23 protein-coding genes and 1 pseudogene are annotated in these 24,089 nt (G+C 67.2%); 16 read left to right on the top strand and 8 right to left on the bottom strand.

All coding sequences use genetic code 11. From position 1 onward, the window contains the following. The first annotated feature begins 242 nt into the window (after positions 1–242). Together ACYVN4_RS09110 and ACYVN4_RS09115 are read left to right on the top strand one after the other, a co-directional pair. Positions 243–1,676: a zinc ribbon domain-containing protein gene (locus ACYVN4_RS09110; RefSeq protein ID WP_460719212.1), complete on the top strand. Its 1,434-nt coding sequence runs from the start codon at positions 243–245 to the stop codon at positions 1,674–1,676. Positions 1,677–1,718: 42 nt separating this feature from the next. Further along, the gene (locus tag ACYVN4_RS09115; RefSeq protein WP_460719214.1) at positions 1,719–2,684 is read left to right on the top strand and encodes a quinone oxidoreductase family protein; all 966 of its coding nucleotides are present in this window, start codon (positions 1,719–1,721) and stop codon (positions 2,682–2,684) included. Positions 2,685–2,751: 67 nt separating this feature from the next. Here ACYVN4_RS09115 and ACYVN4_RS09120 read toward each other — a convergent pair whose 3' ends face one another. Beyond that, on the bottom strand, positions 2,752–3,360 hold the full coding sequence (locus ACYVN4_RS09120; protein WP_460719217.1) for a TetR/AcrR family transcriptional regulator: 609 nt from the start codon (positions 3,358–3,360) through the stop codon (positions 2,752–2,754). A gap of 81 nt (positions 3,361–3,441) precedes the next feature. On the opposite strand from ACYVN4_RS09120, the gene ACYVN4_RS09125 reads away from it, so the two are divergent. Together ACYVN4_RS09125 and ACYVN4_RS09130 are read left to right on the top strand one after the other, a co-directional pair. After that, entirely contained in the window at positions 3,442–4,887 is a 1,446-nt protein-coding gene (locus ACYVN4_RS09125) for an FAD-dependent monooxygenase (protein WP_460719219.1), read from the top strand. A 235-nt stretch (positions 4,888–5,122) separates the two neighbouring features. Then, positions 5,123–6,496 (top strand): hypothetical protein, encoded by a 1,374-nt coding sequence (locus ACYVN4_RS09130; protein ID WP_460719221.1) that lies wholly within the window; start codon positions 5,123–5,125, stop codon positions 6,494–6,496. Positions 6,497–6,690: 194 nt separating this feature from the next. Here ACYVN4_RS09130 and ACYVN4_RS09135 read toward each other — a convergent pair whose 3' ends face one another. Continuing rightward, positions 6,691–7,950 carry an outer membrane protein assembly factor BamB family protein gene (locus ACYVN4_RS09135; protein WP_460719223.1) on the bottom strand — a complete coding sequence of 420 codons (1,260 nt, stop codon included), beginning with the start codon at positions 7,948–7,950 and terminating at the stop codon, positions 6,691–6,693. 88 nt (positions 7,951–8,038) lie between these two features. On the opposite strand from ACYVN4_RS09135, the gene ACYVN4_RS09140 reads away from it, so the two are divergent. From ACYVN4_RS09140 to ACYVN4_RS09150, 3 genes and pseudogenes are all read left to right on the top strand, one after another. Next, the gene (locus tag ACYVN4_RS09140) at positions 8,039–8,911 is read left to right on the top strand and encodes an alpha/beta fold hydrolase (RefSeq protein WP_460719225.1); all 873 of its coding nucleotides are present in this window, start codon (positions 8,039–8,041) and stop codon (positions 8,909–8,911) included. Between the two features lie 231 nt (positions 8,912–9,142). After that, positions 9,143–9,655, top strand: a complete 513-nt coding sequence (locus ACYVN4_RS09145) for a GNAT family N-acetyltransferase (protein WP_460719227.1) — start codon at positions 9,143–9,145, stop codon at positions 9,653–9,655. Between the two features lie 107 nt (positions 9,656–9,762). After that, positions 9,763–10,410: pseudogene (locus ACYVN4_RS09150) on the top strand (tRNA-dependent cyclodipeptide synthase); the annotation flags it as partial. A gap of 45 nt (positions 10,411–10,455) precedes the next feature. Here the strand turns inward: ACYVN4_RS09150 and ACYVN4_RS09155 are convergent. After that, positions 10,456–11,097 (bottom strand): dihydrofolate reductase family protein, encoded by a 642-nt coding sequence (locus ACYVN4_RS09155; protein ID WP_460719229.1) that lies wholly within the window; start codon positions 11,095–11,097, stop codon positions 10,456–10,458. A 94-nt stretch (positions 11,098–11,191) separates the two neighbouring features. Next, positions 11,192–12,136 carry a heme o synthase gene (locus tag ACYVN4_RS09160; RefSeq protein ID WP_460720533.1) on the bottom strand — a complete coding sequence of 315 codons (945 nt, stop codon included), beginning with the start codon at positions 12,134–12,136 and terminating at the stop codon, positions 11,192–11,194. 381 nt (positions 12,137–12,517) lie between these two features. On the opposite strand from ACYVN4_RS09160, the gene tkt reads away from it, so the two are divergent. The 7 genes from tkt to ACYVN4_RS09195 all read left to right on the top strand — a co-directional run bounded on the left by tkt (position 12,518) and on the right by ACYVN4_RS09195 (position 19,974). Further along, complete coding sequence (gene tkt / locus ACYVN4_RS09165; protein ID WP_460719231.1) at positions 12,518–14,659, top strand: transketolase; 2,142 nt, start codon at positions 12,518–12,520, stop codon at positions 14,657–14,659. Positions 14,660–14,664: 5 nt separating this feature from the next. Next, positions 14,665–15,798, top strand: coding sequence for a transaldolase (tal, locus tag ACYVN4_RS09170; protein WP_460719233.1), 1,134 nt, complete (start codon positions 14,665–14,667; stop codon positions 15,796–15,798). 2 nt (positions 15,799–15,800) lie between these two features. Beyond that, positions 15,801–17,363, top strand: a complete 1,563-nt coding sequence (gene zwf / locus ACYVN4_RS09175) for a glucose-6-phosphate dehydrogenase (RefSeq protein ID WP_460719235.1) — start codon at positions 15,801–15,803, stop codon at positions 17,361–17,363. After that, positions 17,360–18,268, top strand: a complete 909-nt coding sequence (opcA, locus tag ACYVN4_RS09180) for a glucose-6-phosphate dehydrogenase assembly protein OpcA (RefSeq protein ID WP_379363466.1) — start codon at positions 17,360–17,362, stop codon at positions 18,266–18,268. Before zwf ends, opcA begins: the two co-directional genes overlap by 4 nt. Continuing rightward, on the top strand, positions 18,261–18,995 hold the full coding sequence (pgl, locus tag ACYVN4_RS09185; RefSeq protein ID WP_460719237.1) for a 6-phosphogluconolactonase: 735 nt from the start codon (positions 18,261–18,263) through the stop codon (positions 18,993–18,995). Before opcA ends, pgl begins: the two co-directional genes overlap by 8 nt. Before the next feature lie 185 nt (positions 18,996–19,180). Further along, positions 19,181–19,594 carry a hypothetical protein gene (locus tag ACYVN4_RS09190; protein ID WP_460719239.1) on the top strand — a complete coding sequence of 138 codons (414 nt, stop codon included), beginning with the start codon at positions 19,181–19,183 and terminating at the stop codon, positions 19,592–19,594. Continuing rightward, positions 19,591–19,974, top strand: coding sequence for a hypothetical protein (locus ACYVN4_RS09195; RefSeq protein WP_460719241.1), 384 nt, complete (start codon positions 19,591–19,593; stop codon positions 19,972–19,974). Before ACYVN4_RS09190 ends, ACYVN4_RS09195 begins: the two co-directional genes overlap by 4 nt. Here ACYVN4_RS09195 and ACYVN4_RS09200 read toward each other — a convergent pair. The 3 genes from ACYVN4_RS09200 to ACYVN4_RS09210 all read right to left on the bottom strand — a co-directional run bounded on the left by ACYVN4_RS09200 (position 19,968) and on the right by ACYVN4_RS09210 (position 20,985). Then, on the bottom strand, positions 19,968–20,150 hold the full coding sequence (locus ACYVN4_RS09200; protein ID WP_460719243.1) for a hypothetical protein: 183 nt from the start codon (positions 20,148–20,150) through the stop codon (positions 19,968–19,970). The two genes, ACYVN4_RS09195 and ACYVN4_RS09200, sit on opposite strands and share 7 nt — an antisense overlap. A 161-nt stretch (positions 20,151–20,311) precedes the next feature. Further along, a complete protein-coding gene (locus ACYVN4_RS09205; RefSeq protein WP_460719245.1) occupies positions 20,312–20,728 on the bottom strand; it encodes a hypothetical protein in 417 nt (138 codons plus the stop codon). After that, entirely contained in the window at positions 20,725–20,985 is a 261-nt protein-coding gene (locus tag ACYVN4_RS09210) for a hypothetical protein (protein WP_460719247.1), read from the bottom strand. Before ACYVN4_RS09210 ends, ACYVN4_RS09205 begins: the two co-directional genes overlap by 4 nt. A 148-nt stretch (positions 20,986–21,133) precedes the next feature. Between ACYVN4_RS09210 and ACYVN4_RS09215 the strand changes: the two genes are divergently transcribed. Further along, positions 21,134–22,297 carry a lactate 2-monooxygenase gene (locus ACYVN4_RS09215; RefSeq protein ID WP_460719249.1) on the top strand — a complete coding sequence of 388 codons (1,164 nt, stop codon included), beginning with the start codon at positions 21,134–21,136 and terminating at the stop codon, positions 22,295–22,297. Here the strand turns inward: ACYVN4_RS09215 and ACYVN4_RS09220 are convergent. Continuing rightward, on the bottom strand, positions 22,294–22,704 hold the full coding sequence (locus ACYVN4_RS09220) for a DUF732 domain-containing protein (RefSeq protein ID WP_460719251.1): 411 nt from the start codon (positions 22,702–22,704) through the stop codon (positions 22,294–22,296). The genes ACYVN4_RS09215 and ACYVN4_RS09220 overlap by 4 nt on opposite strands. 235 nt (positions 22,705–22,939) lie before the next feature. On the opposite strand from ACYVN4_RS09220, the gene ACYVN4_RS09225 reads away from it, so the two are divergent. Further along, a complete protein-coding gene (locus ACYVN4_RS09225; RefSeq protein WP_460719253.1) occupies positions 22,940–24,085 on the top strand; it encodes an FG-GAP repeat domain-containing protein in 1,146 nt (381 codons plus the stop codon). The last annotated feature ends 4 nt before the right edge of the window (positions 24,086–24,089 follow it).

The raw sequence follows: 24,089 nt of genomic DNA on the forward strand, positions 1-24,089 counted from the left end.
CACTGGCACCGCGGCATGCCGTAGGCGTTGATGGTAGCGACTGCCGCTTTCGCTGCGGCACAGCGACTTCGGGCCGATTCGGGCGATTCCCGACACACTTGTTAAATATCGAACATCGTTTCGACAGACGCACTAGCGTTCTTATCACCGATCGCCTCCAAGTGAGCTCACCGGCGGCGAGTGCACCGGGAGCAAGCGCGGAAGCAGTCGACGAAAGCCGAGGAGCAGGGGAGGAAGGCAGCATGATGCGCACGTACCGGCTCCCGACCACTGCAAATCCGGGCAAGCTCGCGGCCGTGGCCGATTTGCTGCCGTGGTGGCAGCGCGGCCTGGTACACGTGCAGTACCTGCAGGTGCAGCGGTTGAAGGCCGGGGAGTCGACCCTGGGCTGGCTCGGCGGCCCAGTAGCGCAGGCGTTGCCACCGTATCTGTCGCAGCGGCAATGGAAGTCGGTGGTCAACCAGGCCAACGCCGCCCTCGAATCGTGGCGGGCCGCCGCCGTGGTCGGGGTGCGAGAGCTGATCGCTCAGCGCGATGTCGACGATGACCTGCGGGCCGCGTTGTACCGCATCAACCTCCGCAAAGGCTGGTGGCGTGACTGGCTGATCCTGAATACGCGAACCGGTGCCGAGGCGGGACAGGAGGCGTTGCGGATAGCCCGCGAGCTGATCGAGGCATGGTTGTGGCGCCACCCGTTCCCGAACCTGAGTCGGGTCCGCACGATGGCCATGGACGGACCCATCGCGACCGTCGAGGCCGCCACGACCACCCGCGCCGACTATTGGGTCCGGTTGTCTACCCGCACCGCGGGTCATCCGGTACGGATTCCGTTGCACGGCTACGACTATTTCGAGACCGCCCCCGGCGGCATCCGAAATTTCTGCCAGGTCACCGTTTCCGACGACGGCGAGGTGTCGTTCGCTCTGGTAAAGAAGTCACGGGAAGCGCCGGCGCGGCACAGCGGTAAATCGCTGGGGCTGGACTGGGGCGTGGTGGGCATGTTCACCACCAGCACCGGCCAAATCCTGGGGCAACAGATGTATGCCTGGCTGGTCGCGCGCGACGGCGAGTTGACCGCGTTGGCGGCGGCATTACAGCGGCAGGGAATCACGCCGGCGGCATCGAATCGCTATCGGGCACTCAATGCGCGTATCCGCGGCTACGTGCGTAACGAGGTCGGTCGCCTGTTGAATCAGGTTGCCGCACAGGATGTACGGGAGATCGTGGTCGAGAAGCTGGATTTCCGACACGGTGGGTTGAGTAAGCGGATGAACCGGATCCTAACGCGAGCGGGTCGGGCGGCGGTGACTGCGAAACTGGCGTCGTTGACCGAAATCGCGGGAATCACCGTCACCGAGGTCAATTCCGCCCACACCTCCCGTGCATGTTCGGGATGCCAGTACGTGGATGCACGGAACCGAAGATCACAGCAGCGGTTCGCATGCCGGTTCTGTGGCAAGAAACTCCTGGCCGATATCAACGCCGCCCGCAATATCGCCGGACGTTCCGGGGTCCAGGGTGGCTGGTTGTGGTGGTCCAGGAATCGGGTACTTGTGCAGTTGGATCGGGATTTCATCGCCCAGTGGCGGTATGACCCGACCCGGTTGCGGGAGCGTCCCACACCACGCGGTCGCAGTACCGCTGCTCCGCCCCCGGCGAAGTCAATCGCAACCTAGGAACAACCCTTCCAAAGTTCCGAATACTGTAGAACTGGAACCATGCGCGCCATCCAGGTTTCCGAGCACGGCGGTCCCGAGGTCCTGCGGTACGTGGAGGTGCCCAACCCGCAGGTCGGGGCCGGGCAACTGCTGGTCAAGACGCAGGCCGCCGGAATCAACTTTATCGACACCTACATTCGCACCGGGCGCTACCCGACGCCGGTCCCCTACATTCCGGGGTCGGAAGGTAGCGGCGAGGTCATCGCCGTCGGGCCCGATGTCACCGATTTCAGCGTCGGCGACCACGTGGCGTGGGCCGCGGCTCCCGGTAGCTACGCCGAACAGGTGATCGTGTCTGCCGCCGTAGCGATTCCGGTGCCCGAGGGGGTCAATCCGGAGGTCGCGGCGTCGGCGCTGTTGCAGGGCATGACGGCGCACTACCTCATCGAGTCGATCTACAAACCGCAGCCCGGCGAGGCGGTGCTGGTGCACGCGGGCGCGGGCGGTGTCGGGCTGATCCTGACCCAGCTGCTGTCCTCGCGCGGGGTGCGGGTGATCACGACGGTGTCGACCGACGACAAGGAGAAGCTGTCGCGGGATGCCGGTGCGGCCGAGGTGCTGCGCTACGACGACGAAATCGCCACGCGGGTCCGGGAACTCACCGGTGGCGTGGGCGTCGCGGCGGCCTACGACGGTGTCGGCGCGAGCACCTTCGAGGCGAGTCTGGCCGCGACCCGCGTGCGCGGCATGGTGGCGTTGTTCGGCGGCGCGAGCGGACCGGTACCGCCGTTCGATCTGCAGCGGCTCAACCCGCTGGGCTCACTGTTCGTGACCCGCCCGACGCTGGCGCACTACACCCGCGACCGGGCCGAATTGCTGTGGCGCGCAGGCGACATCATGAACGCCATCGCCGACGCCACCTTGCACATCCGCATCGGCGGCAGCTACCCGCTCGCCGACGCCGAACAGGCCCACCGCGACCTCGAGAGTCGCAAGACCACCGGCTCGATCGTGCTGGTGCCCTGAGGACCGCACGGCCGACGAATCTCAGCCCTGGGTGCGATCGCGTTCGCGCCCAGGGCTTTTCGCTGCGCTAGTCGATGTCGCGGCCGGTGAGGCCGCGGTAGACGAAGCGGGACAGGGCGTCGATGGCCTGGTCGTCGGTGAGGTCCAGGCCACCCTCCTCGACCGCTTGCAGCAGGCCGGTTGCGGACAGGAACATCATGGCCAGGCTGGCGTCGGCGGGGCCGGGGAGGTGTAGGCCGGCGGCGGCGAAGCCGTCGAGGTGGTCGGACACTTCTTCGCGTTGTTCGGTCGCGAATCGTGCTGCGATACCGGCGAATTCGTCGTTGACCAGGGCCGCCTGGCCGACGGCGCGCAGGACGGGCCAGTTGCGGCGGGCGAAGTTCCAGTAGGCCGCGACGTGGTAGCGCACCGATTCCGGGTCGGTGAAGTCGGCGGTGTGCGCGGGGTCTTCGGCGGAGTTGTCGCTTTCGTCGGCAAGGTCTTTCAGCAATGCCTGCAGCAACTCTTCCTTGCTGGCGAAGTGGTTGTAGAACGAGCCCGCGGCCCGTCCGGCGGCCGCGGTGATGTCGGTGATCTTGGTGTTGAGGTAGCCGCGCTCGGCGAACAGCTGCCGGGCGGCGTGCTTGAGCGCCTGTTCGGTCTCGGCCGATTTCTCACTGCGGCGGGCTGCCACCATCCACCTCCTTGACAGCGGAAGGTACCACCCTCAATACTGAATCCACATTCAGTGAATATCGATTCAGTTTTGGGAGTCGCCATGAACACGCAGGTCCTCGTCGCGGGAGCCGGGCCGACCGGGCTCACCCTCGCCATCGATCTGGCCCGACGCGGCATCGGGGTACGCATCGTCGATCAGGCCGAGGAATTCTTCGCGGGCTCGCGCGGCGACGGGATCCAGCCGCGCACCCTCGAGGTGTTCGAAGACCTCGGCGTGCTCGACGCGGTGCTGGCGCAGGGCGCGCCGCAAGCGCCGCTGCTGCTCCACGTGGACGGGCAGTTCGTGATGGAACGACGAATGAGCCAGTGGCGCGAGCCCAGCGCCGAAGTGCCGCACCCGAATCCGTGGGTGCTCGCCCAGGCCGACACCGAGCGGGTGCTGCGCGAGCGGCTCGCCGAATTCGGGGTGCGGGTCGAATCCGGCACGGCGCTGGTGGAATTCAGTGGTGACGAGGACGCAGTGACGGCGACCCTCGAACACGCCGGGGTGCGTGAGACCGTGCGGGTGGACTACCTCGTCGGTGCGGACGGCGGGCGCAGCACGGTGCGCAAGGCCCTCGGCATTGCCTTCGAGGGCAGCACGGACGAGTCGATCCGCATGCTGCTGGGCGATGTCCGCGCGGACGTGCTGGACCATTCCGTCGGGTACTGGTTCTCCGATTCGAGCGCGCCGATGGACGGCATCGCTCTGATGCCGCTGCCGGGTGGGCGCAAGTTCCAGTTCGCCACCGGGCTGGACGCGGATTCCGGCACCGAGCTCGCCGTGTTGCAGGAGCACATCACCCGGCGCTCACACCGCGACGACATCGTTCTATCCGAATTGACCTGGTCGACGGTGTGGCGGCCGAATGTGCGACTGGCGCAGCGGTATCGGGTCGGCCGGGTGTTGCTGGCCGGGGACGCTGCCCACGTGCACCCGCCGACCGGCGGGCAGGGGCTCAATACCGGCGTGCAGGACGCTCACAACCTGGGCTGGAAACTCGAAGCCGCACTGCGGGATCCGGGCGCGGCGAGCGAGGCGCTGCTGGACAGCTACGAGACCGAGCGCCGCACCACCGCCGCCCGGGTGCTGGGGTTGAGCAGCGAACTACTGGACCGCACCGTCAAGGGCGATCCCGACGCCATGGATCGCGAGGGCACCCACCAGCTCGACATCAGCTACCGCACCGAGCCGGGACCCGGCCTGCGGGTGGGAGATCGCGCCCCCGATGCTCCGCTCATCGACGCGAACGGCAAGACCGTCCGGTTGTTCGAACTCTTCGCCGGACCGCACGCCACCCTGCTGCTGTTCGGTCCGGACACCGACGACTCCGTGCCGTCGATCGCGGTCGACACCAAGGTGGTTCGGATCCTCGTGCCCGGATCCGAGTCCGCTTCGGGTGAATATTCCGATGCCGACGGCCACGCCCTACACGCCTACTCAGCGGCCGACGGCAGCCGCGTACTCGTCCGCCCTGACGGATATGTCGGATTCATCGGTAGCTGAACGCTGCGCTGGGAGGGGGCTTTCCGGGGGCTGATTCGCGATGTGGTTTCGGGGTAAGCCCCTGAGAGCCCGAGAGTTGCCCCAACCGTGCAGAATGATCATGCTGCCGCGCAAGACGATTCACCCTGACCGAACATTTTCGGCCACGCGAGGACGCCGCGACCCCGTAAGGTGGTCGCGGCGAAGGGTTCGGGCGGCCGGCAGGTAGAGGCGCAGCGGTCAGAGGTGGTCTGGGATGTTGGTGAAGGTCCGTAACGACGACCCGTCGCGGCTGTCGAACACCGAGCGCACGGTGGTGAACTGGCTCAAATCGTGGAGCGGTCCGCAGGCGGTGCCCGGTATCGCGGTGGTGCAGTGCCAGGACGCCGACGTGGTGGTGTGGACTCCGCAGACCTGCGTGGTGGTGGGCGTGCACGGCTTCACCGATCGCGTCACCGGAACCCTGACCTGCGCACAGGATCAGCCCTGGACCGTCGACGGCAAACCCGCGCCGATCGACGGGGACGCGGATCCGCTGGAACGGGTGCGTCGCCAGACCGTCGATCTGGCTGGGCAGTTGCGCGCCGCGCCGGGGCGTGAACAGGTGCCGGTGAGCGGGCTGGTGTTGCTGGTACCGCAGTTGGGTAGCCGGGTGAAGCTCGAAAAGGGTGAGCTGCCGGTCGGTATCGATGTGCTCATCGGGGACGGGCCCTCCTCGCTGCGCGCGTATTTCACCAAGCTTGCCGAGGGCGCTCCGGCGTCCTGGGATGCCGCGCAGGTCGGGCAGGCGCTCGGGGCGCTCGGATTCGCCGCGGCCGCAAGCTATTCCGATCTGGTCACCGAGGGGTTCCCGGTGCCGGATTCGGCGCGGGACGCACCGCTGCCGTTCTCGAGCCGGACCACCGAGGTGCTGTCGGTGCCGACCGCGTATCCGACCGAACCGCTGAGCGCGCCGAGCGGACCCGGCGCCGGGAGTACCGGCCGTCCGGGTGGGCCGGATGACGAGACGCGGCCGGTCGTGCAGCAGGAGCCAGCCGTTCCTGCTCGTGGGGCGGGGTCGGCGGCCAAGGCGGCGATTCCCGCCGCGACCTCGGCGGCAGCGGCGGCCGCGGCCTACGCGGCGGTCACCGGCATGCAGCCGCAATCATCCCCGGCTGCAACGCCGTCGGGCCGGGGCAATCCGCCCCCGCCGACACCCATGCCGGGAGCCCGGCCGACACAGCCGCTGCCCGCGCAGATGGGGCAGCCGCAGCGGCCACCCGCGCCCGGACCAGGATCGGGCCCGCAATCCGGTCGGCCGCCGGGCACTTTCGCGCAAGCACCGCAACAGCAGCAACCGCCGCAGCAGCAGACCGGGTTTCCGCTGTGGTCGGAGCAGCGCGCCACTCGCGGCGGCGAACCCAAGCGGCGGCGCAAGGATCTGCCGATCATCGCCGGGCTGGTTTTGGCGGTGATCATCCTGGTGATCGCGATCGCGTGCACGGGGAAGACCACCTCGACGCCGAGCAAGCAGCCGCAGCAGAAGCAATCGGCGGTGGTCGACGCAACCACGACGACGCACACCACCGACCCGACCATCCCGCGCACCAGCGACGCACCCGCCTGCTTCCCGCTCGCGCCGTGTCCGTGATCGCTGGGGGCGCATGGCAGCCGCCGCAGCCACGGCGGCAGCAGTGCCTGCGGTCGTCGCTGTAGTCATGATGGCCGCTGTTGTCGTGATCGCTGCTGTCGTCGTGATCGCCGCCGCACTCGTGGGATCCGTTGGGCCGCAACCAGGTCAGGGGCGCACATGAGCTGAGGTCCGGGCTGTATGACGTGGGCGGGTCAGGGCAGGCGGAAGTACTCGAGCCCTGCGAGGGTGCCGAGCACCAATTCGTCCCCGGCGAGAGCGGGTGTGGCGAAGTGCGGGAGTGGGCCGGTTGCATACTGGGCGAGGACATTTCCGGTCGCCGGGTCCAGGGCGTAGAGCGTCGCGGCGTGCCAGTCGGTGGCCCAGACCCGACCGGCCGCCACCAGCGGTGGGCCGTTGGTGTGCGCGCTGGCGCGCCACAGCACGGTGGCCGCGCCCGTGGCGGTGACGCGGACCGCCCAGGTGCCTTGGGTGCAGGGTAGATAGGCCACATCGCCGTCGACCGCGGCCGCGCCGAAAGCCTTGCAGCCGGTGAAACCGGGTGCTGTGGAGGAGATTCCGCCAAGATGCGCGGGATCGAGGACGTAACCGTCGCCGGACTTGCCCGCTATAAGGAGGTGCCCGTTGACCAGGGTGGGATTCATGGTGCCCAGATCGCGGTCGGCGGCATTGTCCTGTGCCCAGGTGGCGGGCGCGAAGAAGTCGCGGCGCTGCAGGTCCGGGGTGAGGGCGATAACGGCGTCGGTGTCGTCGTAGGCCGCGCCCGCCTCGGCGTCGCCGTTGCCGACGGAGTAATAGAGCAGGCCGTCTGCCTGCGCGGGTGGGCCGGGCGCCCAGATGCCGCCGCGGCCGCCGGTCGAGGCCCGGTACCAGGCGACGGCGGAGGTCGAAATATCCACGGCGGCAACGGCTCCCGTGTAGGTGCCACAGTCACCGTAGTTGCCACCGAAAGCGGCGTAGACGCGGCCGTCGCGGACGGTCAGAGCGGGGCGTTGCAGGTAGGAGGGTGCCGTACCGAAGGGTGGGTCGACGGGGACGCGCAGGGTGATCGCGCCGGTTGCCGCGTCGAGTCCGTAGAGGGTCTTGTGTGCGCCGCTCGATTCGGCGACCACGTAGACGCGGTGCGCGTCCGCATCGTAGGCAGGTGCGCCGGTGATGCCGACCGGATCGATATCGCCGCACGGCAGGTCCTTGCCGGACATCGGGTCGCCAAGATGGGTGCGCCAGCGGACCGTGTCACCGGCGACGGCGTACACCGAATCGTTCTCGGTCGCGGCGATCACGGTGTCGCCCACGGGAATCGGGCGACCGTACACGGCTCCATCCAGGGTGACCGTCCCGCTCGCGGGTGCTCCGGTCGGCGCCGGGGGCGCGCTGGAGGTCCCGGCGCAGGCGGCGAGCACGACGGCGCAGATGATCACCGTCGAGAGGTTGCGAATCGCGTGTGTCCTCATGGCTGTCCACCTGCCGGTTGGGCGCTTCCCCGACATGCTGTCACAAATGCACCGATGAATTCGGCTGGGCCGTACCGTCTGTATGGATATGAGCGAACACATCCTCGAAACCGCCGACGTCGACCTCGCCTATGACGTGCTGGGTCCCGCGCCCGCCGACAGCGCCCAGCGGCCGCTGCTGATGATCGGCCAGCCCATGACCGCGGCCGGATTCGCCGCGCTGGCTTCCTATTTCCCGGATCGCACGGTTATCACCTACGACCCGCGCGGGCTGGGCCGCAGTGTCCGCAAGGACGGGCGGACCGACAACTCGCCGACCGTGCAGGCCGAGGACATTCACACGCTGATCACCAGTCTGGGTCTCGGGCCGGTCGACATGTTCGCCAGCAGCGGCGGGGCGGTCACCGCGTTGGCCCTGGTCGCCGCGCACCCGAACGACCTGGTCACCCTTGTCGCCCACGAACCGCCCATCCTGCCGGTGCTGCCGGATGCCGAGGCCGCCTTCCGCGCTCGTGCCGCGGTCCGCGACGCCTACGAGGCCAAGGGCTCGTTCGCCGGAATGGCCAGCTTCATCGCCTGGTCGTCGTGGCAGGGCGAATTCACCGACGCCCTGTTCGCGCAGCTGCCTGCCGACCCCGCGATGTTCGGCATGCCGACCGAGGACGACGGCACCCGCGACGACCCGCTGCTGTCGGACAGCTCGTGGGCCATCACCGACTACTCCCCCGATATCGCCGCCTTGCAGGCCGCACCGACCCGGATCGTGATCGGCATCGGCGAGGAATCCACGGGTTTCCTGACCGCCCGCACTTCGGACGCCACCGCCGCCCTGCTCGGTACCGACCCCGTCGTATTCCCCAGCCACCACGGCGGTTTCACCGGCCCCGACTCCGGCTACCCGGGCCAGCCCGAGCCCTTCGCCCACACGCTGCGTGAGGTCCTCGACGCCGACGACAAGTAGTGACGCGAGCAACCCCCGCTTGCCGGTCGAATGTCCAGTTCGATAGGCTGCGGGGGTTCTTGTTCAGCCGTATTACATGACCGGAGGTGAGTTGATGACCGCGCCGAAGACCGCTGTTGCCGGTGGCATCCAGGGTCTCCTCACCCTTCGCGTCGCCAACTGACGCACACCCGCGACAGCGGTCACTCCTGCATCCCCTTTGTCCCACATGACAATCCAGGAGTTCCGACCATGTCCATCAACCACACCTGGCTGACCCGCCCGGAAACCGACTCCGATCACGCCGACATCCGCGCGATCACCCTCGCAGCCTTCGACACCGCCGAGGAAGCAAACCTCGTCGACGCACTCCGCAAGGATTCCGCCTGGCTGCACGGCCTCTCGATGCTCAGCACCGACGCCGACGGCACCCCCATCGGCCACGCCCTCCTCACCCGCTGCCACATCGACACCACCCCGGCCCTATGCCTGGCACCGTGCTCGGTCCTCCCCGAATACCAGCGCACCGGAGCCGGTTCCGCCGCCATCCACGCGGTCTTGCAAGCAGCCCGCGCGCAGGGCGAGTCTTTCGTGGTGGTCCTCGGCCACCCGAAGTACTACCCCCGCTTCGGTTTCGACCGCGCCAGCACCAACGGCATCCGCCTCACCATCGAGGTCCCCGACGAGGCCTTGATGGCCCTGTCCCTCACCGATGAACCACTGCCGACCGGAACCGTCAGCTACGCACCACCATTCGGCATCTGACCGAGACCACTCGGAACCGTCCCTCGCGCTGCGGGATTTCTCACAGCGCGGGGGACGCGGGAGGTGGCATCAACGCGCGGGTCCGGGATGGCTATCCTGACGACACTGTGGGCAAAATTCGAGCAACCCCGTTTTCGGCGGATTGTGGCGAGATCTTGCAGCGCGGCGAGCATGTGATGCTCGTTGTGTCGCCCTGTAATTCCTGGTTCTCGCAGGACGCTATCGCAGCGATGATCGACTGGGCGCGAGGGCGTGCCGAACGTTTCACGTTGCTGACCACCGATGTGATCCAGGGGAGTTTGACGTATCTGGGACGTGGTTACGGCACCGCGCATGCCACTGCTCGGTCGGCGCGGGATGTTGCCCAGTTCCGCAACCGGATCGGCCGGGCCATCGCCGTTACCGGCATCGACCCGGCACTCGCACCGGTGTCCTATATGACCGAGTTTGCCGAGTATCCGGCCTACCGAAGTGCTCGGCAGTATTTCGAGGAGATGCTCGCGGATCCGGATTTCTATGACGCCTGTGTCGAGATGGTGCGGGCAGTGATCTGCCATCACCGCAAGAACGATGCGCCGGGTGCCCGCGATATCGACCACGGCTTGGAGTACCTGGCCATCGAGATGCCGTTCTTTCTCGATACGCCAAGCATTCTCGGTGTGGCCTCGTCGGTGTGGACGTACAACAGCGTCCCCGGCTACGCCCGTTACCTCTACGGCGAGGCTGCTCGCTTCCGCGTCAACCGCGACCAGGGCTTCTGCATACTCGACCACACCACTGCGGATTTCGCGGACGAACCGTTACTGCCTGGCCATCCAGACGTGGGTGACGGTGTTGGTGCTCTGCATCTCCACGACGCGGTAGCCGGGGAGGGTGCCGAGGTTGTCGAAGAGTCGTTCGCCGGAGCCCAGCAGGAGAGGGACGATCGCCAGGTGTAGGTCGTCGATCAGGCCGGCGGCCAGGAAGCGGCGGACGGTGCCTACTCCCCCGCCTAGCCGCACGTCTTGCCCGCCCGCAGCCTCGAAGGCTTGCTGCAGTACTGCTTCGGGGGTGTCGGCGACGAAGTGGAAGGTGGTGCCGCCCTTCATGGTCAAGGTGGGGCGGGGGTGGTGGGTCATTACGAAGGTGTCGTGGTGGTAGGGAGGGATCTCACCCCACCAGCCGGTCCAGTCGTGGTCGGGCCAGTCGCCGCGGATCGGGCCGAACATGTTGCGGCCCATGATGGTCGCGCCGATATTGCGGTCACCGGCCGCGAGTAGATCGTTGTCGGCGCCGATTTCGCCGCCGTCGCCGCCCAGCATCGCGCTGCCGTAGCGGGTGCGGAACACCCACTCGTGCAGCGCTTGTCCCCCGACTCCCATCGGCGCGTCGGCGGCTTGATCGGGTCCGGCGCCGAACCCATCTAGTGAGACAGCGAAATTGTGGACACGGAGTTTCGGCATGGCGCGTTCCTCTCGACCGAGTGGGCGGCAGATCCGCCCTCACTCTGTCATCGAACGGCGCGCCGCCGGATCGACAGGGCCGGTGCGGCGCGGGTCAGACCCAGCCGAAGAGGGTGTGGCCGAGGGTGTGGTAGCCGAGGACGGAGTCGACGGCGAGGCCGCAGAAGACTACGGCTAGGTAGTTGTTGGACTGCAGGAAGAGGCGCAGGGGCTTGACGGATTCGCCCTTGCGGACACCGGAGTACAGCTGGTGAGCCATGAGGAGGAACCAGGCGCCTGCGACCAGGGCGACGGCGGAGTAGATGACGCCGGCCGCGGGGGCCAGGGCGAAGGTGGCCAGGACGGTGGCCCAGGTGTAGAGGACGATCTGCTTGGTGACGACCTCTTCGGTGGCTACGACCGGGAGCATGGGGACGCCCGCGGCCTTGTAGTCCTCCTTGTAGCGCATGGCCAGCGCCCAGGTGTGCGGGGGCGTCCAGAAGAAGATGACCAGGAACAGCGCGATCGACGGCCAGCCGATGGTGCCGGTCACCGCGGACCAGCCGACCAGCACCGGCATGCAGCCCGCCGCGCCGCCCCACACCACGTTCTGCGAAGTGCGGCGCTTGAGGCCGAGGGTGTAGACGAAGACGTAGAACAGGATGGTCGCCACCACCAGCGCGCCCGAGAGCAGATTCGCCTGCCACCACAGCCACGCGAACGACGCCAGCCCGAGGGTGACGCCGAAGACGAAGGCGTTGCGCGTGGGCACCGCCTCGCGGGCGAGCGGACGCTTGGAGGTCCGCTTCATCACCTTGTCGATGTCCGCGTCCGCGACACAGTTCAGCGTGTTCGCGCTCGCCGCACCCATCCAGCCGCCGAACAGCGTGGCCAGGATGAGGCGGATGTCGACGTGGCCGCGGTCGGCCAGCAGCATCGTGGGAATCGTTGCGACGAGCAACAACTCGATGACACGCGGCTTGGTGAGCGCGATGTAGGCGAGTACCCGCCTGACTGCCGCCGAGAGCGGGCCGCTGCCCGTGACACGGTCGGCGAGCACTGCCCCGGAGGAGCCGTGAGCGCCACCCGGCTGTTGCCCAATCCGCACTGTTTCTCCTCGCACGCCGTGACTACTACAGAGCATGGTAGACCCACGGCGACCATGCTCCCGACCAGGTCCACCCGTGGCGCGCGGCGAGACCGGTTCGCGACGCGTACACCGGGTAGTCACGAAGAGGTTGGTATGCGGCTGCTATCCAGTGACACATCCGCCGGTGAATCCGGGTTCCCGTAGGTCGAGGAAACGCCGCCCTTTAGGGTGGACGTAGATCGGTGCGCCACGTGCCCTCACTCGAACGCGGCGCATCACGGATCCATCGCAGCGAATCACCCCGCCGCCCACAACCGCATCGTTGACGAACAGGTCAGGAGAACCTCGGTCGTGTCAGTCACAGACGACATCCGCGCGCTCACTCAGCCGAACCACCCCACCGACTGGACCGATCTGGATACCAGAGCCGTCGACACGGCCCGGATCCTCGCCGCCGATGCGGTGCAGAAGGTCGGCAACGGCCACCCTGGCACCGCGATGAGCTTGGCGCCGTTGGCGTACACGCTGTTTCAGCGGGTCATGCGCCACGACCCGACCGATCCGGAGTGGGTGGGTCGCGATCGATTCGTCCTGTCTTGCGGTCACTCCAGCCTGACCCTCTACGTGCAGCTGTACCTGGCGGGCATGGGTCTCGAGCTCACCGACCTCGAGGCGCTGCGCACCTGGGGCGCGCTGACCCCGGGCCACCCGGAGTACCGCCACACCGACCACGTCGAGATCACCACCGGCCCGCTGGGTCAGGGTCTGGCCTCCGCGGTCGGCATGGCGATGGCGTCGCGGCGTGAGCGTGGCCTCTTCGATCCCGCTGCGGCGCAGGGTGACAGCGCGTTCGACCACTTCATCTACGTGATCGCCTCCGACGGCGACATGGAAGAGGGCGTCACCTCCGAGGCGTCGTCGCTGGCGGGCACCCAGCAGCTGGGCAACCTGGTCGTCTTCTACGACGACAACAAGATCTCCATCGAGGACGACACCCGCATCGCCTTCACCGAGGACGTCGCCGCGCGTTACGCCGCCTACGGCTGGCACGTGCAGACGGTCGAGGGTGGCGAGAACGTGACGGCCATCGAGGCCGCCGTGGCCGCCGCGCAGGCCGTGACCGACAAGCCGTCGATCATCCTGCTGCGCACCATCATCGGCTACCCGGCACCCACCAAGATGAACACCGGTGGCGCGCACGGCGCGGCGCTGGGCAAGGACGAGGTCGCGGCCACCAAGAAGATCCTGGGCTTCGACCCGGAGAAGAGCTTCGACGTGGACGGTGCGGTGCTGGCGCACTCGCGCGGCAATGCCGCCGACCGCGCCAAGGCCGCCCGTGCCTCCTGGCAGGAGCAGTTCGACGCGTGGGCCGCGGCCAACCCGGACAACAAGGCGCTGTTCGATCGCCTGCAGACCCGGGCGCTGCCCGAGGGCTGGACCGAGACCCTCCCGGTGCACGAGGCCGGTAAGGCGATGGCCACCCGTAAGGCCTCCGGTCAGGTCCTGGCCGCGCTGGCCCCGGTGCTGCCGGAGCTGTGGGGCGGTTCGGCCGACCTCGCGGAATCCAACAACACCACCATGCCGGGCGCGGCGTCCTTCGGCCCGGAGGACATCTCCACCGGTGCGTGGAAGGCCAACCCGTACGGGCGGACCCTGCACTTCGGTGTGCGTGAGCACGCGATGGGCTCGATCCTCAACGGCATCGCCCTGCACGGACCGACCCGTCCGTACGGCGGCACGTTCCTGGTGTTCTCCGACTACATGCGCCCGGCCGTGCGTCTGGCCGCGCTCATGCGCACCCCGGTCACCTACGTGTGGACGCATGACTCCATCGGCCTGGGCGAGGACGGCCCGACGCACCAGCCGATCGAGCACCTGGCCGCGCTGCGCGCCATCCCGGGCCTCAATGTCGTCCGCCCCGGCGACGCCAACGAGACCACCTACGCCTGGCGCACCATCCTGGAACGCGATAGCGCCGAACGGCATTCGCACTTCCTGGTCTCGGAGGCCCCGCACCAGGACGGCCCGTCCGCGCTGGCGCTGACCCGTCAGGATCTGCCGATCCAGGAGGGCACCAGCTACGAGGGTGTCCGCAAGGGCGGTTACATCCTGGCCGAATCCTCCACCGGCACACCGCAGGTAATCCTGATCGCGACCGGTTCGGAACTGCAGCTCGCGGTGGACGCGCGCGCTACCCTCGAGGCACAGGGCGTCGGCACCCGCGTGGTGTCCATGCCGTGTGTGGAGTGGTTCGACGCGCAGGAGCAGTCCTACCGCGACGAGGTGCTGCCGCCGTCGGTGCGGGCGCGAGTCACCGTCGAGGCCGGTATCGCCATGCCGTGGCACCGTTTCACCGGTGACGCCGGTGAGAACGTGTCGATCGAGCACTTCGGTGCCTCGGCCGATTTCAAGACGCTGTTCCGTGAGTTCGGCATCACCGCCGACGCCGTCGTCGCCGCTGCCACCCGCTCGCTTGCCAAGGTGAAGGGATAAGTTTCATGACCCAGAACACGAACACCGCGGCCCTGTCGGCCGCCGGGGTTTCGGTGTGGCTGGACGATCTGTCGCGTGATCGCATCAAGTCCGGAAATCTCCAGGGCCTGATCGATTCCCGCAATGTCGTCGGCGTCACCACCAACCCGACCATCTTCCAGGGCGCGCTGTCCAAGGGCCACGCCTACGACGAGCAGGTCACCGAGCTCGCCGCCCGCGGCGCGGATGTCGATTCGGCCATCCGCACCATCACCACCGATGACGTGCGCGCCGCCTGCGACATCTTCGCCGACGTGTTCGCCGCCTCCAAGGGCGTCGACGGCCGCGTCTCCATCGAGGTGGATCCGCGTCTGGCCTTCGACACCGACGGCACCGTGGCCCAGGCCATCGAGCTGTGGAAGATCGTGGACCGGCCCAACCTGCTGATCAAGATCCCCGCGACCGAGGCGGGCCTGCCCGCCATCACCCGGGTGATCTCCGAGGGCATCAGCGTGAACGTGACGCTGATCTTCTCGGTGCAGCGCTACGTCTCGGTGATGGGCGCCTACCTCGATGGCCTGCGCAACGCGCACACCGCCGGGCACGACATCGCCAAGATCCATTCCGTCGCTTCGTTCTTCGTCTCCCGCGTGGACTCCGAGATCGACAAGCGCCTCGACGCGATCGGCACCCCGGAGGCGCTGGCGCTGCGCGGCAAGGCCGGAATCGCCAACGCGCGCTTGGCCTATGCCGCCTACGAGGACATTTTCACCGGCGCCGGTAAGCACAACGACCTCTACGCCAAGCTGGCGGGGATCGGCGGCAATCTGCAGCGGCCGCTGTGGGCCTCGACCGGGGTGAAGAACCCGGATTACCCCGACACCATGTACATCACGCAGCTGGTGGGCCCGAACACGGTCAACACGCTGCCGGAGAAGACCCTCGAGGCCTTCGCCGATCACGGTGTGCTGGAAGGCAATCGCCTCGCCGGACTCGCGGCCGAGGCGCAGCAGGTGTTCGATGATCTGGTGGCGGCCGGGATCGACCTGACCGACGTATTCGGTGTCCTCGAGACCGAGGGTGTCGACAAATTCGTCGCCTCCTGGGACGAACTGCTCGTGGCCACCACCGAAAAGCTGCAGGTGGCGGGAGGAAACTGACGGTGGCAGGCGCAGCGACAACGGTCGCGACGCAGAACCCGTTGCGCGATGGGCGCGACAGCCGGGTTCCGCGCATCGCTGGACCGTGCAACGTGGTGATATTCGGCGTGACCGGTGACCTGTCGCGGCGCAAGGTGCTGCCGGCCATCTACGACCTGGCGAACCGGGGGCTGTTGCCCCCGGGCTTCTCGCTGATCGGGTTCGCACGCCGGGACTGGACCGACGAGGACTTCGCCAAGCTGGTGCACGACTCGGTGACGGCGTCCTCGCGCACTCCCTTCCGGGAGGAGGTGTGGCAGCAGCTCAAGGAGGGCCTGCGGTTCGTGCACGGCACGTTCGAGGACGACGAGGCCTTCAACAAGCTGGCCACCACGCTCAAGGATCTGGACCGGGATCGCGGGACGGGCGGCAATACCGCCTTCTACCTGTCGATTCCGCCCAGTGACTTCCCGATCGTGCTCGAGCAGCTGTCCAAGAACGGGCTGGCCAAGCCGACGGATTCGCCTGCGGGGCAACCGGATCCGTGGCGGCGGGTGGTGATCGAGAAGCCCTTCGGTCATGACCTGGAGAGCGCGCAGGCGCTCAATTCGCTGGTGAACACGGTGTTCCCGGAGCGGTCGGTGTTCCGCATCGACCACTACCTGGGCAAGGAGACGGTGCAGAACATTCTGGCGCTGCGCTTCGCCAACCAGCTGTGGGATCCGATCTGGAACGCCAACTATGTCGACCATGTCCAGATCACCATGGCCGAGGACATCGGATTGGGCGGGCGCGCAGGCTATTACGACGGCATCGGCGCCGCGCGCGACGTCATCCAGAACCACCTGCTGCAGCTGCTGGCGCTGACGGCAATGGAAGAGCCGGTCAGCTTCCAGCCCAAGCAGTTGCAGATCGAGAAGATCAAGGTGCTCTCGGCCACCAAACTCGTTGCGCCACTGGACGAGACGACGGCGCGCGGGCAGTACACCGCGGGCTGGCAGGGCAGTGAGTCGGTGGTGGGCCTGTTGCAGGAGGAGGGTTTCGACCCCAACTCCCGCACCGAGACCTACGCCGCGATCACCCTCGCGGTGGAGACGCGGCGCTGGGCGGGGGTGCCGTTCTATCTGCGCACCGGAAAACGCTTGGGCCGCCGCGTCACCGAGATCGCGGTGGTGTTCAAACGTGCCCCGCATCTGCCCTTCGATCAGACCATGACCGAGGAGCTCGGACAGAACGCGCTGGTCGTGCGGGTGCAGCCGGACGAGGGCATCACCATGCGATTCGGGTCCAAGGTGCCCGGGTCGTCGATGGAGGTGCGCGATGTGAACATGGACTTCAGCTACGGCGAGGCGTTCACCGAGGACTCCCCCGAAGCCTACGAGCGGCTCATCCTGGATGTGCTGCTCGGGGTGCCGTCGCTGTTCCCGGTCAACGAGGAAGTCGAATTGTCCTGGCGCATCCTCGATCCCGCGCTGGCGCACTGGGCCGAGACCGGTAAACCCGACCCGTACGAGGCCGGCGGCTGGGGCCCGGACTCCGCGGACGAGATGCTCGCGCGCAGCGGGCGGGAATGGCGGCGACCGTGATCATCGACATGCCCGACACCGACACCCGCGAGGTGTCGAAACGTCTTGTGCAGCTGCGGGAATCCAATGGCGTGGTGACGATGGGCCGGGTGCTCACCCTGGTGGTGTGCACGCTGGACAGCTCCGAGGCCGAGGACGCCATCGACGCCGCCAACGACGCCAGCCGGGAGCACCCCTGCCGTGTGATAGTGCTGGCGCGCGGTGACCGCATGGCTCCGACCCGGCTGGACGCCCAGATCCGCGTCGGCGGCGATGCCGGGGCGGCCGAAGTGATAGTGCTTCGGCTGCAAGGGGATCTGGTTCCCCACGAGTCCAGTGTGGTGATCCCGTTCCTGCTGCCCGACACCCCCGTGGTGGCGTGGTGGCCGCGCGGGGCCCCGGAGTTCCCGTCCAAGGATTCGGTGGGCCGCCTGGCGACCCGGCGCATCACCGATGCCACCTTCGCGTCGGATCCGCAGTCGACCATCAAGGGTCGGCGGCAGTCCTACGCGCCCGGTGACACCGATCTGGCGTGGAGCCGGGTCACCTATTGGCGGGCGCTGCTGGCGGCGGCGCTGGACGAAGCCCCCTTCGACGCCGTCGAATCGGTGACGATCTCGGGGCTGAAAGAGGAACCGGCACTGGACATGCTGGCCGGCTGGCTGGCCGCGCGGCTGGACTGCCCGGTGGTGCGGCGCACCGGCGAGCTGAAGGTGGAGTTGCACCGATCCTCGGTGGCGATCTCCATTTCCCGCCCGCAGCACGGCCGCACCGCGACCCTCACCCGGACCGGCGAACCCGACCAGCGTTTCGCGCTGGCCCGGCGCGAGACCAAGGACTGCCTGGCCGAGGAGTTGCGGCACCTCGATGCCGACGACATCTACGCCGAGGCGCTCACCGGCATCGAAAGGGTGACCTATGAGTAAGCCGACGGTCGAAACCTTCACCGGCACCGACGAACTCGTGATGGCCGCGGCCGCGCGTTTCGTCTCCGAAGTGGTCGAGGCGCAGCGGCTGCGCGGCTCGGCGTCGGTGGTGCTGACCGGCGGCGGCACCGGCATCGCATTGCTGGAGTTGGTCCGCAAGGCCCCCGGCGATATCGACTGGGCCAACCTCGACGTGTTCTGGGGCGACGAACGTTTCGTCCCCACCGGCGACGCCGACCGCAACGAACTGCAGGCCCGCCAGGCGTTGCTCGACCACGTCCCGGTGAACCCGGCCCGCGTGCACCCCACCGAAACCTCCAGCGGCGACTACCCCGACCCGCTCGAGGCCGCAGGCGAGTATTCGGCCACCGTGCACGCGCATCTGGCCGAGCACAGCGCGTTCGACCTGCACCTGCTCGGCATGGGCGGTGAAGGCCACATCAATTCGCTGTTCCCCCACACGGACGCCACCCGTGAGGAACACGAACTGGTCGTCGCCGAAACCAACTCCCCCAAGCCCCCGGCCGTGCGGATCACCTTGACGCTGCCCGCGATCCGCAAGTCCCGGCACGTGCTGCTCATCGTCTCGGGCGAGGCCAAGGCCGCCGCGGTGGCCGCAGCCCTCAACGGCGCGTCCCCGCTGGACATCCCGGCAGCAGGCGCGATCGGCACGGAGTCCACCACCTGGCTGCTCGATGAAGCAGCAGCGGCGGATCTTCCCCGCTGAAATACGCACAGGATGGGCCGCGATCGACAATCGATCGCGGCCCATCTTCGTTTTTGCCCCTTCCCCGATCTGAATGACGCATCCACCGCAGGTAAACGGGTAGTTCACTACTCACGATTCACCGGCGGGATCGGCTTAGCGTCGGTATCGGCGTCGAAAGGTTCGGCGCGCGGAGGGGAAAGACCATGATCGACATCATCACGTTGCGGGGCACCGGGGAGGCGCGCAATGACAATGGGACACCGGCGGGGATGCTCCATGACGTTGCCAAGCTGCTCGACACCGACAAGTTCACGTGTTTCGAGCCGGATTGGCCCGCGTCCATCGGGCCGGATCCGAATACGTGGGGACCATCACTGGACACCTCGGTGCGATTGGGGGTCGCTGCGGGGGTGAAGGCGTTGCAGGATTCACCGAATGCCTGTGGGCTGCTGAGCTATTCGCTCGGCGGGATCGTGGCGAGCACGATCCTCGAGGGGTACGGGCCGGGGTGTACACCAACACCGATGACTCACCCTTGGAAATCGCGTTCGTGGTCAATATCGCCAATCCGATGCGTCGCGCAGGTCAGTCGGTGGGAAACCTGTGCCCGCCAATGACTTACGGCCTGCACGGCCGTCGCGGAAAGTGGCCGTGGGGCCTGGACGTCCAGGAGTACGCCAACCCCGACGACATCATCACCTCCTCCCCCGACGATTCCCCCCTCCGCGCCATCGACACCGCCATCTCACCGTTCTCCCTGGTAGAAGGCGCACGAATCGGCAACCTGACCCCGGTGATCTTCCACGAACTGCTGGATTTCCTCTTGCTGAACCCCGCAGTCAATCTCGACCGTTACTCCGCAGCCGTCCGCGGCCTGCTGGGCTACCTCACCCCTTGGCCCGACGGCCAGCACGTCCTCTACTCCGGCCACAACATGCCGGGCACCGACGTGCTGTGGACAACCCACGCGGCGGATTATCTGAACGCGACCTACTGAGGCCCAGCCGGTGCCGCCGCGGTGTCACGCCAGACATCCGGCGGCACCACGGCACGCGAACGCCCGTGGCGGTCGAGGATGCGGCCCAGGAGTTTTTCGTGGCGCAGGGTGATGGTGCGTTCGGTGATGGTGAGGTCGGGGTGGGTGGTGGCGAGTTGGTTTTCGAAGCGGGTCACCTCGGCTACCGAGTGCAGGCCCGCCTGCAGAACTGAATTATTGCTGCCACTTACTGCCGCACCGATTGGTGCGCGACATCCCTCGCCGATGCGGACGGACTCCGATAGCGCGGCCGTTCGCGGTATCCGGGGCCAGTATGGGTCAGCGCCGCGCTACTGGCTCAGTCGTCGGTGAACTCGACGATGCTCACTGGAAACGGCAGTCGCTGTTCGACTTCGGTCCATCGCGCTCTATCCGTCGTGATGATCTCCCAATCCAGATAGCGCGCCACAGCCACGATATGCGCGGCGGGCAAGTCGATCGGTTCAGCGGCCGAGGCGAGGATATCGGCCAGTTCGTCGGCGTCCGTGGTCGTCGCCAGTGCCGCGATCTGGATCGACTCGAGATTCTCGACCACGCCGTTGACCTGCGCACGCTGGTCGTCCGACAAGCCTACGAGGCTCGCCGACAACGCCACGATCGGAACTGCGACGCGCATGTCCCGACCGTCGAGGACAGCGATCAGGTTCGAGACGTTCGTATCGCCGAAAGCGTAGGCGTGAAGGACTGTGTCGTCGAGAACGTAGCCAATGCTCACCCTTTCGCCGCCTGACGTTGCGCCAATCGTTCCTCGAGCCGGTCCGCCTGCCGCTCGGCCCAGGCAACCGCCTTCACATCCTGTCGGTCAGCGGCGATACGCGTCTCCCAAGCCAACCGATTGCGACTCTGTGCCGACTTGTAATGGGCGATCAGCCTGTTGATCACCCCGTCCAGCGACTCGTTCGGCCTCGCTAGCGTCTGCAGTTCATCCCGGGTTGCTGGACGCGTCGTGATCGTGGTCTTGTTCTCAGCCATGCCGTCAAGCATATCGGTAATGCCTCGAGCATTACCGGGATTCGACGCAAGCACACGGGCCCGTCGCCGCATTCCTTACTTGCCGGTAACGTCTGCTTCCAGGATGACGAGGCGCTCCGGGCGGGTGCGCGAACAAGGAGAGTGCGACGTGGCATTCGGTGACTTTCAGAACGAGATCTACTTCAACGGGCTGCGGGGGGTGGTGCCCGCTTATCCGGTGAGTTATGCGGAGTTGGCGGAGCGGGCGCGGGCGGCGATGCCGCCGTCGGTGTACTCGTATGTGGCCGGCGGGGCCGGGGATGAGCGGACCCAGAACGCGAATGTGGCGGCGTTCGATCGGTGGGGTGTGGTGCCGCGCATGTTCGTCGGCGCCAAGCAGCGGGATCTGTCGGTGGAGTTGTTCGGAACCACCTGGCCCGCACCGGTTTTCATGGCGCCGGTCGGGGTGATCGGGTTGTGTGCGCAGGACGGGCACGGGGATCTCGCGACGGCGAAGGCGGCCGCGCGGACCGGGGTGCCGATGGTGGCGTCCACGCTGACGGTGGATCCGATGGAGGACGTGGCGGCCGAATTCGGTGACACGCCAGGCTTTTTCCAGCTTTACACCCCCACCGATCGCGATCTGGCCGCGAGCCTGGTCGAACGTGCCGAGCGGGCGGGGTTCAAGGGCATCGTGGTTACCCTCGATACCTGGGTGACCGGGTGGCGGCCGCGGGATCTGTCGACCGGCAACTTCCCGCAGTTGCGCGGGCACTGCCTGGCCAACTACTTCACCGATCCGGTGTTCCGGGCGAGCCTCGCCCAGTCGCCGGAGCAGGATCCGCAGTCGGCGATCCTGAAATGGATTCAGGTCTTCGGCAATCCACTGACCTGGGCGGACCTGCCATGGCTGCGCTCACTGACCAAGCTGCCCCTGATCGTGAAGGGCATCTGCCATCCCGAGGACGCGCGCCGCGCCAAGGATCTGGGCGTGGACGGTATCTACTGCTCCAATCACGGTGGCCGCCAAGCCAATGGGGGGCTGCCCGCCCTGGATGTGCTGCCGGAGGTGGTGGCCGCGGCCGACGGGCTGCCGGTGCTGTTCGATTCGGGGGTCCGTTCGGGCGCGGACATCGTCAAGGCCCTCGCGTTGGGTGCCAGCGCGGTCGGGATCGGGCGGCCGTACGCCTACGGGCTGGCGCTCGGCGGCGCGGACGGCATCGTGCACGTGCTGCGCACCCTGCTCGCCGAGGCGGATCTGATCATGGCCGTGGACGGCTACCCGACGCTGAAGGACCTGACACCCGACGCACTGCGCCGCGTCTCGGTCTAATTCCCCAAATAGGAGAATTCGGGACAGAATGCGCCGATCGACGCGCCGATAATGACACCCGACTGGTCGACCGTGAATTCCGCGCTCTTGGTGATCCGATCCGAAATATGGTCGAGCTGGCGCGAATCCGCGGTCGAACCCAGGACGGTATTCGTCTGCAGGGAAGCACAGACCGTGCGGCCCATCGCGATCGTCTGCGTTCTGTCCTGAAAACGGACCCCGGCCTGCTGCAAGGTGGATATGTACAGGTCTTCCGCGGCGGGCCCGTCCATTAGGTCGGTAATGCGAGGAATGGCTGGTTTGATCGGTTTACGGGATGTGGTGGTCGGCAGCACCTGAGCATCGTCGGATCTATTGCATCCCGCGGCCAAAATCAGGAGAACAATCCCTATCGCAATCCTGTACATGAATCGGAACGTACACCCGGGCTCATCATGATCACATCATGCGCGGATAAGGAAGAAAGTGACGAATAGCGCGATGCCGTGGTGGGAGCGGTTTTTCGGCAAAGTGCACTAGACAGCTCGGCCCCGCTGCGGCAATCGGCCGAAAAGCGTTGAAGCACACGGTTTCCTGTTACGCGGTGTCCTAGAGTCCGTGCCCACCACCGTTCGGTGGTGTCACCGCGACACAGGAATACCTATGCACGCACGCGTTTTTCGCCGTTTCCTCGTCACCGCCGCCGCCGTCTCGGCCGCCGTGCTCACGCTGCCCAGTGCGGCCTGGGCGGCCGGAGCCATCACCTTCGCACCGGCGGTGAACTCGCCCTCGGGTGGTTCGTTCCCGTCCTGGGGTCCAGGCCCGGCCCCCATCGGCATGGTCGCCGCCGATATCGACGGGGACGGCATCCCCGATATCGTCGCCGCCGACTTCCAGGGCAGCGGGCCGATCGTCATGAAAGGCAAGGGCGACGGCACTTTCGCGCCCGGCACCCGGGTGGGGTCGGTGGGCAACGGGTTCGGCGCGATCGCGGTCGCGGACCTCAACGGTGACGGCAAGCCCGATATCATCGCCCAGTCGTGGACGCAGATCGCCGTGTTCCTGAACAAGGGCGACGGCACCTTCGCCCCGGCCAAGACCTACACCACCCTCGAAGGCGCACAGCAGGAGGTGCTGGTCGCCGACGTGAACGGGGACGGTAAACCCGATGTGCTGAGCCTGCTGCCGACCGGCGTGCAGACCTGGCTCAACACCGGCGACGGGACCTTGAAGGCGGGCCCGGTCACCACCTTCGGCGGGACGCCCGGCGCGTTCACCATGGGTAAGTTCCACACCGGGTCCAAGATCGACATGGCGATCAACAACGATGTGTCCCAACAGGTCGAGGTGTTCTTCGGCAACGGGGACGGCAGCTTCACCCACAAGGGGGCGAGCACCAGCGGGCTGATCACCGAGGACATCCGGGCCGCCGATTTCGACGGGGACGGCATCGACGACATCATCACCGCGGACTCGTTCTCCTTCTCCACCACCGTGCTGATCTCCGACGGGCAGGGCGGGTTCAAGAAGACCAACCGCATCAACCTGTCGGGCCTGGGTCCGACCAGCATCGCGGTCGGCGACTTCAACCATGACGGCAAGATGGACGCCGCCATGTCGGCGGTCCTCAACTCCAAGATCGTCATCTTCACCGGCAACGGTGACGGAACCCTCACCAAGACAGGCGAATACGACGTCACCAGCCAGCCCCAGACGCCGGTGCTGGCCGATTACAACCGCGACGGAAAACTCGACATCGCGGTGGCGGGTGACGCGAATGCGGTGTCGTTCCTGAAGAACATCTCCTGAGCGA

It is taken from the genome of Nocardia heshunensis, assembly GCF_054782115.1.

Coding starts and splice junctions, on each gene's coding strand:
- ACYVN4_RS09120 (WP_460719217.1), bottom strand. CDS start 3,360: ATGGTGGCAGCCCGCCGCAGTGAGAAATCGGCCGAGACCGAACAGGCG.
- ACYVN4_RS09210 (WP_460719247.1), bottom strand. CDS start 20,985: ATGGCTGAGAACAAGACCACGATCACGACGCGTCCAGCAACCCGGGAT.
- ACYVN4_RS09115 (WP_460719214.1), top strand. CDS start 1,719: ATGCGCGCCATCCAGGTTTCCGAGCACGGCGGTCCCGAGGTCCTGCGG.
- ACYVN4_RS09190 (WP_460719239.1), top strand. CDS start 19,181: ATGATCGACATCATCACGTTGCGGGGCACCGGGGAGGCGCGCAATGAC.
- pgl (WP_460719237.1), top strand. CDS start 18,261: ATGAGTAAGCCGACGGTCGAAACCTTCACCGGCACCGACGAACTCGTG.
- ACYVN4_RS09140 (WP_460719225.1), top strand. CDS start 8,039: ATGAGCGAACACATCCTCGAAACCGCCGACGTCGACCTCGCCTATGAC.
- ACYVN4_RS09145 (WP_460719227.1), top strand. CDS start 9,143: ATGTCCATCAACCACACCTGGCTGACCCGCCCGGAAACCGACTCCGAT.
- ACYVN4_RS09220 (WP_460719251.1), bottom strand. CDS start 22,704: ATGTACAGGATTGCGATAGGGATTGTTCTCCTGATTTTGGCCGCGGGA.
- ACYVN4_RS09155 (WP_460719229.1), bottom strand. CDS start 11,097: ATGCCGAAACTCCGTGTCCACAATTTCGCTGTCTCACTAGATGGGTTC.
- ACYVN4_RS09135 (WP_460719223.1), bottom strand. CDS start 7,950: ATGAGGACACACGCGATTCGCAACCTCTCGACGGTGATCATCTGCGCC.
- ACYVN4_RS09225 (WP_460719253.1), top strand. CDS start 22,940: ATGCACGCACGCGTTTTTCGCCGTTTCCTCGTCACCGCCGCCGCCGTC.
- tal (WP_460719233.1), top strand. CDS start 14,665: ATGACCCAGAACACGAACACCGCGGCCCTGTCGGCCGCCGGGGTTTCG.
- ACYVN4_RS09130 (WP_460719221.1), top strand. CDS start 5,123: ATGTTGGTGAAGGTCCGTAACGACGACCCGTCGCGGCTGTCGAACACC.
- ACYVN4_RS09110 (WP_460719212.1), top strand. CDS start 243: ATGATGCGCACGTACCGGCTCCCGACCACTGCAAATCCGGGCAAGCTC.
- ACYVN4_RS09125 (WP_460719219.1), top strand. CDS start 3,442: ATGAACACGCAGGTCCTCGTCGCGGGAGCCGGGCCGACCGGGCTCACC.
- ACYVN4_RS09195 (WP_460719241.1), top strand. CDS start 19,591: ATGACTTACGGCCTGCACGGCCGTCGCGGAAAGTGGCCGTGGGGCCTG.